12 protein-coding genes are annotated in these 12,583 nt (G+C 46.0%); 10 read left to right on the top strand and 2 right to left on the bottom strand.

The annotated features are described in order from the left end of the window. Positions 1-84: 84 nt before the first annotated feature. The 9 genes from NST47_RS34695 (at position 85) to NST47_RS34655 (ending at position 9,277) form a co-directional block, all read left to right on the top strand. Positions 85-1,926 (top strand): ABC transporter substrate-binding protein, encoded by a 1,842-nt coding sequence (locus NST47_RS34695; RefSeq protein ID WP_341159191.1) that lies wholly within the window; start codon positions 85-87, stop codon positions 1,924-1,926. A 124-nt stretch (positions 1,927-2,050) separates the two neighbouring features. Then, positions 2,051-3,061 carry an ABC transporter permease gene (locus tag NST47_RS34690; protein WP_076229706.1) on the top strand — a complete coding sequence of 337 codons (1,011 nt, stop codon included), beginning with the start codon at positions 2,051-2,053 and terminating at the stop codon, positions 3,059-3,061. 1 nt (position 3,062) lies between these two features. Continuing rightward, positions 3,063-3,899: an ABC transporter permease gene (locus tag NST47_RS34685; protein WP_341159190.1), complete on the top strand. Its 837-nt coding sequence runs from the start codon at positions 3,063-3,065 to the stop codon at positions 3,897-3,899. A 6-nt stretch (positions 3,900-3,905) separates the two neighbouring features. Beyond that, positions 3,906-4,934 carry an ABC transporter ATP-binding protein gene (locus tag NST47_RS34680; protein ID WP_341159189.1) on the top strand — a complete coding sequence of 343 codons (1,029 nt, stop codon included), beginning with the start codon at positions 3,906-3,908 and terminating at the stop codon, positions 4,932-4,934. Continuing rightward, on the top strand, positions 4,934-5,734 hold the full coding sequence (locus NST47_RS34675; protein WP_076229709.1) for an ABC transporter ATP-binding protein: 801 nt from the start codon (positions 4,934-4,936) through the stop codon (positions 5,732-5,734). The genes NST47_RS34680 and NST47_RS34675 overlap by 1 nt, the downstream gene beginning before the upstream one ends. Before the next feature lie 197 nt (positions 5,735-5,931). Then, the gene (leuB, locus tag NST47_RS34670; RefSeq protein ID WP_076229710.1) at positions 5,932-7,011 is read left to right on the top strand and encodes a 3-isopropylmalate dehydrogenase; all 1,080 of its coding nucleotides are present in this window, start codon (positions 5,932-5,934) and stop codon (positions 7,009-7,011) included. A gap of 118 nt (positions 7,012-7,129) precedes the next feature. After that, positions 7,130-7,678: a peroxiredoxin gene (locus NST47_RS34665; protein WP_341159188.1), complete on the top strand. Its 549-nt coding sequence runs from the start codon at positions 7,130-7,132 to the stop codon at positions 7,676-7,678. Positions 7,679-7,861: 183 nt separating this feature from the next. After that, entirely contained in the window at positions 7,862-8,245 is a 384-nt protein-coding gene (gcvH, locus tag NST47_RS34660; protein ID WP_341159187.1) for a glycine cleavage system protein GcvH, read from the top strand. Between the two features lie 66 nt (positions 8,246-8,311). Continuing rightward, positions 8,312-9,277 carry an N-acetylglucosamine kinase gene (locus NST47_RS34655; RefSeq protein WP_341159186.1) on the top strand — a complete coding sequence of 322 codons (966 nt, stop codon included), beginning with the start codon at positions 8,312-8,314 and terminating at the stop codon, positions 9,275-9,277. Between the two features lie 78 nt (positions 9,278-9,355). Here NST47_RS34655 and NST47_RS34650 read toward each other — a convergent pair whose 3' ends face one another. Further along, positions 9,356-11,320 (bottom strand): glycoside hydrolase family 15 protein, encoded by a 1,965-nt coding sequence (locus tag NST47_RS34650; RefSeq protein ID WP_341159185.1) that lies wholly within the window; start codon positions 11,318-11,320, stop codon positions 9,356-9,358. Positions 11,321-11,520: 200 nt separating this feature from the next. Next, positions 11,521-11,733 (bottom strand): hypothetical protein, encoded by a 213-nt coding sequence (locus NST47_RS34645; RefSeq protein ID WP_076229715.1) that lies wholly within the window; start codon positions 11,731-11,733, stop codon positions 11,521-11,523. A 257-nt stretch (positions 11,734-11,990) separates the two neighbouring features. Here NST47_RS34645 and NST47_RS34640 point away from each other — a divergent pair, with 257 nt between their 5' ends. Then, complete coding sequence (locus NST47_RS34640) at positions 11,991-12,419, top strand: hypothetical protein (protein WP_341159184.1); 429 nt, start codon at positions 11,991-11,993, stop codon at positions 12,417-12,419. The last annotated feature ends 164 nt before the right edge of the window (positions 12,420-12,583 follow it).

Below are 12,583 nucleotides of genomic sequence, written 5' to 3'. Positions count from 1 at the left end.
TAATAGAGAAAGCAATAATATGACATTAAAAATCATATTTGGAATTAACAGCGCTTTCAAAAATTAGGTACGGAGGGGAAAACAATGAGGCTCAACAAAATGTCCAGCTTGATCTGTGCATTCGTACTCACGCCAGCTCTATTGGTAGGCTGTAGTTCGGTCACACCACCACCAGCGGCTATGAACCAGCCTGTCAAGCAGGAACCTGCTAAACCCGCAACACCGGCGGTCACACCACCTGCGCCTGCAGCTGCTGCTCCAAGCGGGGATGCCAAGGAAACGCCAAGAAATGAGACTTTGTACATTAATGGTCTGCAATGGGGGGCGCCAACCAACTTCAATTTATTGAGCGGTAATCCTGCCTTTCCGATCAACTACGGCAACTCCCGGGAACTGATCTACGAAACCTTGTTTATGATCAACATGCTTGATGGCAAGCTCGAGCCCTTGCTTGGAACCAAATATACCTGGACGGATGATTTTACGATGAAGGTCGAGTTGAATAAGGATGCCAAGTGGAGCGACGGGAAGCCATTTACCTCCGATGACGCTGTCTATACGTATATGCTGGGCAAGAAGTATCAGGTGAACTGGAGCAGCTTTTGGACATTCCTGGAGGACGTTACTGCCGACGGTCCGAATGCTTTCAATATTAAGCTAAAGAAAGACAATCCTAACAAGCTTACGGTACTGGACAGTATTGATCTGATCCCGATGCTTCCTAAGCATATCTGGGAGGAGATCGAAAAGAAATCGAATAATGATCTGGCAACGATCCGCAAAGAATTCAATGCAAGCCCTGTAGGTACCGGACCTTATAAAATGTATTTCTACAACGACCAGAAGATCACTGTTGCCAGAGACGATAATTACTGGGGTAAGGCGCTGTTCGGCGGAAAGCTGGCTGCACCGAAGTATATCACTCACGTGATTTACAAGGATAATGCTGCAGGCGATCTGGCTTTCAAAAGCGGTCAGGTTGACGTATCCCAGCAGTTCATTCCTCAGGTTTGGAACATGTGGAAGGATGGGGCTCCCGTCAAAACCTACATGAAGGATGCTCCTTATTATTTGCCGGGCTCGATACCTTCGATTTTCTTCAATATGTCGAAAAAAGGTCTCGACAATGTGGATGTAAGAAAAGCCATTGCGATGGCAATCGACTATAAAAAGGTATCCGATCTGGCGATGAGTGGTTATTCTGCGGCCATGAAGCCATCGATCACATTGGATTCGGATGCCGAGAAGAAATATGTCGATCAGGACGCGATCAAGTCACTCCAATGGACAACGGATGTAGCTGGGGCGAATGCGCTGCTGGATAAAATCGGCGCCAAAAAAGGTGCGGATGGCATTCGTGTACTGGACGGAACCCGACTTGGACCGTACGATGTCGAGTGTCCTTACGGCTGGTCGGACTGGAACGCATCGCTCGAGATTGTCGCGCAAAATGCGAAAGCGATTGGTATTGAAATTAGAACCAAATTCCCGGAACAGCCTGTGTGGAATAACGATCTGCAAACGGGTAAATTCGATATTATCATGAATACACCAGCGGGGGGAATCAGCCCGAGCCAGCCGTGGAACCGTGCAAGAACGATTATGTATTCCAAAGGTGTAGCAGCAGCTGGCGAAATGGCGTTCTGGAACTGGGGACGTTATAAAAACGAACAGGCGGATCAAATTATCGACAAAATCCCAACGATCTCGGATGAGGCTCAAGTGAAGGCTTTGTACACGGAGCTTACCAAGATCTGGCTCAAAGACATTCCATCGATTCCTTTGATGTACAGACCGTGGGTGTTCCATACCGTTAACGAATCGATATGGAAGGGATTCCCTTCCCAAGGGGATGGTTCCAACATTCCTCCGCAAATCGCGATCGATGGGGCCGGTATCAAAGCGCTGTATCAAATTCACAACTAATCGTTGAATAGGTTTGTGGCAACATCATAAAGCTGGGGGCCTATATTTGGTTGAACAACCCGAATATAGGCTTCTTTCTAACCGGTCCCTATATGAATAACATCTGCTGAGGAGCGTGTAAACTGTGAACGCTTACACCAAGTATTTTATCAATAAGTTTTTCTGGTATTTTCTTACCCTGGTTATCGCGGTTACGTTGAATTTTGTTTTGCCAAGACTGGTACAGGGAAACCCGATCAGCAGCATCGCCTCACAAATGACGCAGGGCATGACGGACAGTGACAGCATCAAAAAGGTATATGAAACCTTTACGATTGAGTTCGGCATCGATAAGCCGCTGGGTACACAGTTTCTGATTTATGTTAAAAATCTGCTTACCGGCAATTTGGGCACCTCGTTTGGACTTTATCCGAAAAAAGTAACCGATATTTTGGCATCCGCCATTCCATGGACCTTGGCACTTCAGCTTCCGGCGATCCTGACTGGATGGATTATCGGCAATATTCTTGGAGCTGTTGCAGCTTATAAAAAGGGTGTTTTCGACAAAGCACTCTTTCCGATCGCGCTGTTTGTCAACTCGATTCCTTTCTTTACGCTGGCCATCATTATGCTCTATGTTTTTGCACTTAATCTCAAATGGTTTCCTTTATCGGGAGGATATGATTTCCAGATGATCCCTCGGTTGAGCTGGGATTTTATCGGCTCCGTGATTCGACATCACACGCTTCCTTTTCTGTCGATTGTATTGGTTACCATTGGCGGTCAAGCGATAGGCATGAGAGAAATGTCCATTTATGAGTTGAATGCTGATTATGTGCTCTATAGTAAATTATTAGGCATTCGCGATTCGAAAATCGCCCAATATGTGTTCAAGAATGCAATGCTGCCTCAAATAACCGGATTGGCTCTGTCAATAGGAACGATGGTCGGCGGATCATTGATTTGTGAAATTGTGTTCAGCTATCCGGGGATTGGAACCTGGCTGTTTACTGCGATCCGGCAATTGGATTATCCATTAATATCCGGCTGCACCTTAATTATTGCCTTTACGGTCCTGGTAGCTAACTTCCTGATAGAGATCGTATATGGCATTGTTGACCCCCGAATCAAGGCGGCTCAAATGGAGGAAAATTAAGATGAATCATTCCGTGAAAATATTGCTAAAGTCGCCTAAGTTTGTTTTTGGGACCAGTGCCTTGCTGTTGATGCTTGCTCTTGTCCTCATCTATCCATTAATTAACAGAAATGATCCGTTGGAAATGATGGCACTCGCTTTTCAGCCTCCTGATTCCAAGCTGCTCCTTGGCTCGGATAACTTTGGGCGAGATTTGTTTCTGGAGCTCATGTACGGCATTCGGACCTCTGTGCGTGTGGGTCTGATCGCCGGTATCTGCGCTACGGTAATTGGGCTGATTATGGGATTGTTAGCGGGGTATATCGGTGGTTTGGTCGATAATATCCTCACGGCTGTCACCAATATTTTTATCGTTATTCCTTCTTTTATTATATTGATCCTGATTTCCGTAAGCATCAATTCGCGAAGCTCGCTGGTCACCGCAATCATTATCGGGATTACGAGCTGGCCCTGGACAGCTAGAGCAGTTCGTGCGCAAACCAGTTCATTAAGAAATAGGGATCATGTGAATATAGCCAAAATTTCCGGTCATAGCACACCGCGGATTATCATTTTTGAAATTCTTCCTTATATCGCGTCTTATGTGGTGATGGCTTTCGTCCTGCAGACGGCATCCGGGATTTTGTCGGAGGCTTCCATCTCCATGCTGGGACTAGGACCCTACAATACGATTTCGCTTGGCATTATCATGAACTGGGCGTTGACCTTTGAAGCTCCGGTGGCTGGAGCGTGGTGGGCGTTCATCCCGGCTGCTTTTTCCATTGCGATCATTACCTTTTCGCTTTTTATGATGAATACAGGGATGGACGAAATTTTCAATCCCAAGATAAGGAGCTGACGGGCCATGAATACCAATATTCTGGAAGTAAAAGGTCTCAAAACCTATTATAAAACCCGGCTTAAAGAAAATGTGTATGCTGTTGACGGAGTTGACTTTGTGCTGGAGGATGGTAAAACACTGGGGATCGCCGGGGAGTCGGGGTGCGGTAAATCGACCTTGGCTTTAAGCTTGATGGGTATGTATTTGCCACCGCTTAACTATAACAGCGGATCGATTATTATCGATGGAACCGACATTACAAGGCTGAATACAAGCCAGCTGCGGACACAGGTATTGGGAAGAGAAATCGCTTATATCCCCCAAGCCGCTATGAATGCGTTGAATCCTACACTTAAGATCATTCGTTTCATTGAAGATATGATGAAGGTGCATCGGCCGGAATTGTCCAAGAAGCAGGTTTGGGACATGGCTGCTGAACGGTTCGAAACCTTGAATCTGACGTCCAAGGTGTTGAATTCGTATCCTAATGAATTGTCAGGCGGCATGAAGCAAAGAACTGTTATCGCCATTTCATCGATTCTCAATCCAAAGGTGCTCATTGCCGACGAACCAACCTCAGCGCTTGATGTAACGTCACAGAAGGCCGTCATCAAGCTGATGAAGGATCTGTTGGACAAAAAGTTTATTCGATCTCTCGTGTTCATCACCCATGAATTGCCCTTGTTGTATCATGTGACGGACGATATTGTTGTGATGTACGCTGGAGAAATTGTCGAGAGAGGCACAGCCAAGCAAATGGTGTTCGATCCTTTGCATCCCTATACGAAAAAGCTGATGGGCTCGATCATCGTTCCTGAAGAGGGGATGAAGGGCCATAAGCTTGAAGCGATTCCAGGCGCACCGCCGAATCTGAAAAATGTGCCCCCAGGCTGCCGGTTCGCTGAACGCTGCTCTTACGCAACAAGAGAATGCAAAGAAGGCAAGATTGACAATAAAATCGTGGATGAGCGGATTTATCGCTGTATATATGATGCCAAGACTTTGCGCAAGTGGTATGAAGACGAGCAGGATGTCAAGGGAGTGATCGCATAATGATTCGGAATAAGGTCCTGATCAGTGGCACCCATATGAGCAAGGTGTTTGGCTACGGATTAAACAAGACAACGGCCGTCAATGACGTCAGCTTTAAATTCCATGAGGGTGAAATTATTTCCATCGTTGGGGAAAGCGGCAGCGGGAAAACGACATTGGCCAAGGTGATTATGGGTCTACTGAAGGAAACCAGCGGTGAAATCGAATATAAAGGCAAGCCAAGAAAGCTTAAAAGCCATAGGGACAGGAAAGAGTATTGGAAAGACATCCAGGCGATTTTCCAGGATCCGTTTTCTTCCTTCAATATTTTTCATAAAGTCGATAAATTATTAATGGACTGTATTAAATTGCAGGGGTTAAAGCTATCGAAGGATGAGCAATTTTTGAAAATGAAAGAGGCTTGTTCCTTCGTCAATCTGAAATTTGAGGAATTGTATAATAAATACCCGTTTGAGCTCTCAGGGGGTCAAATGCAGCGTCTTATGATCGCCAGGATTTTCATGATGCATCCCAAAGTGTTAATCGCCGACGAACCCACATCGATGGTGGACGCTTGTTCCCGCTCCACCATCCTCGACATGCTGATGAAGCTGCGTAATGAAAACAATATGACGATCATTTTCATTACCCACGACGTCGGACTGGCTTATTACGTAAGCGACACTATCTATATTATGGAGAAAGGTAAAATCGTGGAGAGCGGCAATGCGGAGAAGGTGATTCTGAATCCCCAGCATAAGTATACCCAACAGCTGATCTCGGATGTTCCCAAAATTCATGAGGCTTGGAATTTGGGTTGAGAAGCAAGGCGGATACGGTAGGAACATAGATTGTTAAGGAAAACCAAACATCAATGCGCTGTTTGGTTTTTTATTTTGGTCATTTACAGACTCATTGTTTTTACCTATGAAGATCATAGCTTTTATATCTTTGTAATAGAGGACTGAATATGGTACAAAGAAGAGTATAATACATGAAATATGGGAGTGAACCTACAATGGCAGATGTTAAAAAAATCGCAGTAATCGCTGGAGACGGTATCGGACCTGAGGTTGTTGCCGAAGCATTAAAAGTATTGAAAAAAACCGAGGAAGTATTTGGCTACCGTTTTGAAACGGAGCATGGTTTATTCGGTGGCATCGCAATCGATGAAAAGGGAACTCCGCTTCCGCAGGAAACCTTGGAGCTTTGTAAAAAAGCTGACGCTGTGCTTTTGGGTGCCGTAGGCGGTCCAAAATGGGATAATAACTCGAAGGAATTGCGTCCGGAAACAGGACTTTTGGGTATCCGTAAGGAGCTTGGCTTATTCTCGAACATTCGTCCCGCTGTTATTTTCGACTGCTTGAAGGATGCTTCTACTTTGAAGCCGGAGGTTCTGGAAGGAACGGACCTGATCGTAGTTCGTGAATTAACAGGTGGGATTTACTTTGGTGAAAAATTCCGCCGCGAAAGTGCAAACGGTGAGGAAGCAGTAGATACTTGTGCATATAACGTAATGGAAATTGAGCGTATTGCCCGTCAAGCGTTCGAAATCGCCCAAACCCGCAGCAAAAGACTGGCTTCGGTTGATAAAGCGAATGTTCTTGAAACATCCCGTCTATGGAGAGAGACCGTTAATCGTATTTCCGCTGACTATCCAGATGTAGAGCTGGAGCACATCCTGGTTGATAACTGTGCCATGCAGCTGCTGCGTCGTCCTTCAAGCTTTGATGTTATCGTGACTGAAAATATGTTTGGCGATATTTTGAGCGATGAAGCAGCTATGCTGACAGGTTCAATCGGTATGTTGTCTTCCGCTTCGTTGGGTGAGGGTGCGTTCGGTTTGTACGAGCCGGTACATGGCTCCGCTCCTGATATCGCAGGTCAAGGCATTTCCAATCCGATCGCAACCGTGCTTTCCGTTGCTTTGATGTTCCGTTTGACGTTTGGCTACCATGATGCTGCTGAAGCTATCGAACGCGCAGTTAAAGAAGTTCTGGATGCAGGACACCGTACAGGTGATATTGCAGTCGATAAGAGCAAAGCGATCGGTACAACAGCAATGGGTGATTTGATCATCAACGCAATCAGAAAATAATTTATGTCACAGATTATAATAATTATAAAATAATAATCGTTTTAATATTGACTTTGAACAGGTCAAATGTTACGATTTTAAGTGAAAAAATCATACAATTCCGGGAGGTAATAAGAAGATGGCAGAACGTTTAGTAGGTAAGCAAGCTCCTGATTTTACGCTAGAAACCGTATCAGGCGATGGTGCTGAGTTCGGTAAAGCTTCTTTGGCCGATTACAAAGGCAAATGGTTGGTATTGTTCTTCTATCCACTCGATTTCACATTTGTATGCCCAACGGAAATTACAGCTCTGAGCCAAGCTTATGAAGACTTCAAAAAATTGGATACTGATGTATTAGGCGTATCCATTGACAGCATTCATTCCCACCGCGCTTGGATCAACACACCAGTGGACAGCAATGGTCTTGGCAAGTTGAATTTCCCATTGGGTGCGGATATTACGAAAAAGGTTGCACGCGATTATGGCGTTTTGATCGAAGAAGAAGGTATCGCGCTTCGTGGTCTATTCATCATCAACCCAGAAGGCGAATTGAAATATCAAGTAGTTAACCATAATGATGTAGGCCGCAGCGTAGAAGAAACTTTCCGTGTACTGGAAGCTCTTCAATCCGGTGGTTTGTGCCCGATGAACTGGAAAAAAGGCGACAAGCATCTGGTTGCCAAGTAAGCTTACGATTCGGACTTACTTACTCATCATTCAAAAAATCCCTTTAGTCTGCTATACTGCAGCTAAAGGGATTTTTGTATTGGAAGCGGCATAGGCTAACGAAGTCAGTTTTGCTCCGCAAAACTTAAGTTTATGCTTACGAAGTCAGTTTTGCTCCGCAAAACTTTTAGGAGGAATAACATAGTGGAAATCGAACAAACCTTGAAGTACAGCGAGAATCACGAGTGGGTTCGTGTCGAGCGGAATTTGGCCGTGATTGGCATGACGGATTTTGCCCAGGAGGAGCTCGGTACGATCGTATTCGTGGAGCTTCCAGAGGTCGGCGACCTGTTGAAAGCAGGCGAACCGTTTGGCAGTATGGAATCCATCAAAACCGTATCGGAAATGTACGCGCCCCTATCGGGTAAAGTCGTGGACATTAACCGTAAGCTTCAAAAGGATCCCGGAGCGATCAACATCGCGCCCTATGAAGGAGGCTGGATGATTGTGATCGAGGTTGCTGATGATGCAGAGCTTGAGCAGCTATGGGATTATGACAAGTATCAGGATACTTACATACGATCATAAATAGGGCATAGGCTTACGAAGCAGAGCTTCCGTAGGAAGCCCCTTAAACCCCTTAGGAGGTTTTAAATGAAGATTGTTGTCGGATTGGACGGAGGGGGTAGTCACACAAGAGCAATAGCTGTAGATGTGACTGGACGGGTGATTGCTTATGTGGAACGCGGAGGCGCTAATTCAAATCATAATCCGGATGCGAAAGAAAACGTAAGCGGAGCAATAGCAGCTGTCATAGCTGAGGCAGGGTGTTCAGAGCAGGATGTGGTTGGCTTGGCAGCAGGGTTTGCTGGATTGGATAGGGCAGAGGATGCGGTCTGGGCAGAACAATACATCAATCAGAACGGCTTGACTTGCCCACGAAAGGTAGTTAATGATGCTGTTATTGCGCACATAGGCGCCCTGCGTAATCAGACGGGAATTATTGTGATATGTGGAACGGGTTCCGTGGTATTCGGTATTAATGAAACTGGTGAGCACGTACGCAATTATGAATATCATCATTATGCAGCAACAGCCGCTCGTCATTTAGCTTATAATACCATGTTCAGGATGATTGCCGGAGATGTGTTGAAAGAGGACCAGGTGCTGATTGATCAAATATTGCTATATTGGCAAGTGGGACATATCATGGATTTGGCAGAACTAGCCAAGAACGGCTTTATTACTGATTCCAAAGAGAGAAATCATCGCTTTGGAGGAATGGCTCCTCTTATCACAGAAGCAGCGCTGCAAGGAATACCGCTAGCCTGCTCGGTATGCGATAATGCGGCTCGCGAGATCAGCATCGGGATACGTTTGATCGGAACCAGCTTTTCCGCAGAGACCATACCGGTAGCATTAATCGGCAGCGTAGCACAAAGCACCTATATAGCTGCTGGGATAAGCAAAGAGCTGATGAGAGATACAGTTCGAAGCTACGGGATCAAGAAGCCAGAAATGTCACCATCTATGGGGGCGGTATTGATGGCAATGGGATTGGCAAATATCAACATCGACGAGCTTATGATTAACAAGTTGAAGGAGTATCGGCAGAATTGATGCCAAGACAGTTAAGCCAATTTATCATTCCATATAAAAACAAGGAACCGAGGGCAAGATTCCCTGAGTTCCTTGTTTTTATTTTTCGGATAGCTTTTTAAATTTCTCTCTGTATTTCACGACAGTCAGCACATAGGTTGCATGTGACCAGGTAAGCGGTGCTACTGAAACCGGGCCTCCATCGAACGGATCCAGCTGTTCAGGTAAAATTCCACTCTCAATCGCATGCTTGACGACCCATTCGAGTGTGCGGCGTGGAGCTTCCAGCTCGGCTAACGACTTCGCACATTCGATCTCCCATTCGGCGATCCACAGCGTACAGATAATCCACGGATTGCCGGGCACCTTTTCAATGTCGGAGGAGCGTTGGAAGTAGTAATCGTGATAGTAACGGGCTACGCCGCCGATATCGGTTTTGATCGTCAGCTTCTCTTTGTTGGCTTGCATCGTTTTGACGACACGTTCATCATCAGCCGGCAGCACCCCAAATTCGAAAATACCGTAAACACTGCTCTCGTAAGTCAGGTCTTTGACCCATTGATCGTTTTCCTGATGCATGCCGCGGACGAAACGCTGCTCTTCTTCATCCCACAAATGCTTGATGATGCCGGATTTGATCCGCTCTGCCGTATGCCGGTAGCGGCTGCTGCGCTCCTCGTCACCAAACAGGCTGCAGAAGTTGGCAGCGGCGATCAAACCGCCATAAACTGCAGAGGTCGTAAATGTAAATATACCGTACCTTTCCTCCCATAAATCGTAGCTGGGCTTAGGCAGATTCAAATCCTGATCAATGTAGCTCGACATAAACCGTGCCGCGCGGCGGATCAAGGTCCGATATAGCGACTGCGGAAGCTCCAGCACACCGTGCTTCTCAAAATCTTTCCAGAGCGCGAACAGGACAAGCGCGGTTTCATCCTCCTGAATAGGAAGCTGCTCATTACCGGCATGAATATAAGGATGCCAGCTGGAGCCTACGGTTCCATCAGGGTTGTATTTATGGTGCAGGTAACCTTCCGGCGACAGCACGTTGGCACAGAAATGGAAAAACGGTGTAATCATACCCTGATAGCCGGCCATCGACATGGCGTAGGCGATCAATGCGCCGTCTCTTGGCCACATGTAGCTGTAATGATCACGATTGCTGTGCATGATGTCAGAATCGTTAGCTGCGATAATCGCGCCGTTGACGTCTGTCTGCGTACGGACAATCAGCAGGCTATGCTTGTACATGCGGATAACCTCGGCAGGCAAATCACCGTAATCCTGCTCGGATTTGTTCACCCAACGCTGCCAGTACACTTTAATGCGATCCAGCAGCTTGCCGGGGTGGCTGTCTTTTACGTAGCCATCGAGCTTTTTGACTTCCTCAAGGTTTTTGCCGGCTGTCATCCAATAATACATCGTCTCATCGGAATTCGGGGGAACGTGCAGCTTGAAGCTTATCGTGCTGTCGACGGAGCCCTGCGCAATGGCATTGCCCATCAAATGACCGTCCTCCGCATCCCGCCAGGTTCCCTCGGCATTGTAGAACCGTTTGACACCTGTTGTGTATTGATAGATGCCATCAGGACCGGTAGTCCCGCTGAACATAAAATATTTATCTTTTTTATAATGAAAAACGGTGTTGTTAGCAGGGTAATAGGCAGCGGTATCGCCAACCTCGGTTTCGTTAATGACCAGATCCTGATTGAAAAAGACGCGAACCTCGCGTACGGTATCCCGGTTGTTGTGGATATTGATCCTTTTTAAATAAATATCCTCGCGTTGATGGACACCATCGTTGATCAATAAGGTAATACCCAAGCGGGGGTGTGTGGCTGTTACTTCTGTAATCAGGGATTCTTCCACATAAGACAGCTTGAAATCCCATTCAGGATCGCTGAGCCAAGCAAAGTCACCATCGACCCATATGCCTACTCTGCATTGATAACCACCAACATGGTTCAACTGCCCCACGTAGGGATAATACAAATCTCGCATGTAAGTATGATTATCCAGGTTGATCAAAAACTTTCCGTTCCCGATGACTAATTGGCGCGGCATCCACCCACATCCTTCCCTCTAGCTGGAGTTTACTTCTTTCCCTAGAGTACCTTTTTCTTTATGGACGGTCAATCCCGCGGCTTCAATGAAAGCGGATACGTGTCATTTTTTTGCATAAATTTTCAAGGGTCGATACCAAATAATGGTAAAATCCCCAGGAAAAAAGAAATCTCCAGCCCGAAAGCGGAGATTCCTGGTAGCTATGATTGCTGCGCCGGTTCATCAGGCATACGGGTTAACTCCATTATAAAGTCATAGGAATTTCCGGAAAGCAGAAGCCGCTGGACCTGATCCTGATGAATGCCTTCACACACTTTGGTTACTCCGGTATGGTATTGAATATGCATCTGCGCAGCTTGGTCATCGTAGCGGATAAAAGCAATTTGCTTGGAGCTGATTGGTATATGCTGCATGTAACCCACTCCCTCAAAATGAATATGAACCTCTAAGCACATAAAAAGTTTTTTGGCATGATCATGACATGGAGCAACCGAATTTCGTTAATATAGTTGAGTTTATGCATGGTCATTCACCTTTAGAATGGATAGTAGGGCTGCTGTGAAAACGTTTCAATGGTTTTGTCCTGCTCAAAAAAGAGGATTTATAGGACTGAAGGTCGAATATAGTGTAGAGTATCGCTTTTGCAGGCTAAATGAGGAGGCGTGAAATTATGAGTTTTTGCTGCGGCGCCAGTATGATTGGAACTAAAGGAACACTTAAGTATATCAGAACGCAAATTCATAACGTACCGATATTGTTTTGCCCGGTTTGTCATCGTGTGGAAGTACATCATCTGGTTGAAAGCGAATATGGGATTTTGGCCGAATACGCGCATGGAGATGGTGCGTCCGAGGTGGATTTTCATGAATATGTAGATAACCGCAGTCAAGCGGAATTATATGAGAATTGTGTCAATAATGAAGATGAGGACCCGATGGATATCGTTCGCTGCCAGATTGATATGTCTCTGGATCTGCTGATCGTAGCCAAGGAACTGAAGGATAACGAATGGGAAGAACAGCTTAAGAAGCGGCTCAATATCTTAAGCAAGCGCAAAGCCAAGCTGAACGGTAAAAAGACGTCCAAAGGAGCCGTTTAAACCCTTATTGGTATGCCCCGTAAGAGATGGAAGCGCCCCGGAACGGAGTAGTATGGCATCCCGTCCATATCCAACAGATAAGTGTGACCTGAAAATGAACCGGGTATACAAGGAAGAAGAACGTGTATCCGTATAATAATTGGAGTCCAAATGCAGGGCTTGGC

The sequence above is a fragment of the Paenibacillus sp. FSL H8-0034 genome (assembly GCF_038000305.1).
Taxonomy (GTDB): domain Bacteria; phylum Bacillota; class Bacilli; order Paenibacillales; family NBRC-103111; genus Paenibacillus_S.
Note: the sequence above shows the minus strand (reverse complement) of the source record. Positions and strands in the feature narration are given on the sequence as shown.

Bases quoted from the DNA above. Each gene is read 5' to 3' on its own strand.
- NST47_RS34695 (WP_341159191.1), top strand. From the start codon at position 85: ATGAGGCTCAACAAAATGTCCAGCTTGATCTGTGCATTCGTACTCACG.
- NST47_RS34685 (WP_341159190.1), top strand. From the start codon at position 3,063: ATGAATCATTCCGTGAAAATATTGCTAAAGTCGCCTAAGTTTGTTTTT.
- NST47_RS34680 (WP_341159189.1), top strand. From the start codon at position 3,906: ATGAATACCAATATTCTGGAAGTAAAAGGTCTCAAAACCTATTATAAA.
- NST47_RS34675 (WP_076229709.1), top strand. From the start codon at position 4,934: ATGATTCGGAATAAGGTCCTGATCAGTGGCACCCATATGAGCAAGGTG.
- leuB (WP_076229710.1), top strand. From the start codon at position 5,932: ATGGCAGATGTTAAAAAAATCGCAGTAATCGCTGGAGACGGTATCGGA.
- NST47_RS34665 (WP_341159188.1), top strand. From the start codon at position 7,130: ATGGCAGAACGTTTAGTAGGTAAGCAAGCTCCTGATTTTACGCTAGAA.
- NST47_RS34655 (WP_341159186.1), top strand. From the start codon at position 8,312: ATGAAGATTGTTGTCGGATTGGACGGAGGGGGTAGTCACACAAGAGCA.
- NST47_RS34650 (WP_341159185.1), bottom strand. From the start codon at position 11,320: ATGCCGCGCCAATTAGTCATCGGGAACGGAAAGTTTTTGATCAACCTG.
- NST47_RS34645 (WP_076229715.1), bottom strand. From the start codon at position 11,733: ATGCAGCATATACCAATCAGCTCCAAGCAAATTGCTTTTATCCGCTAC.
- NST47_RS34640 (WP_341159184.1), top strand. From the start codon at position 11,991: ATGAGTTTTTGCTGCGGCGCCAGTATGATTGGAACTAAAGGAACACTT.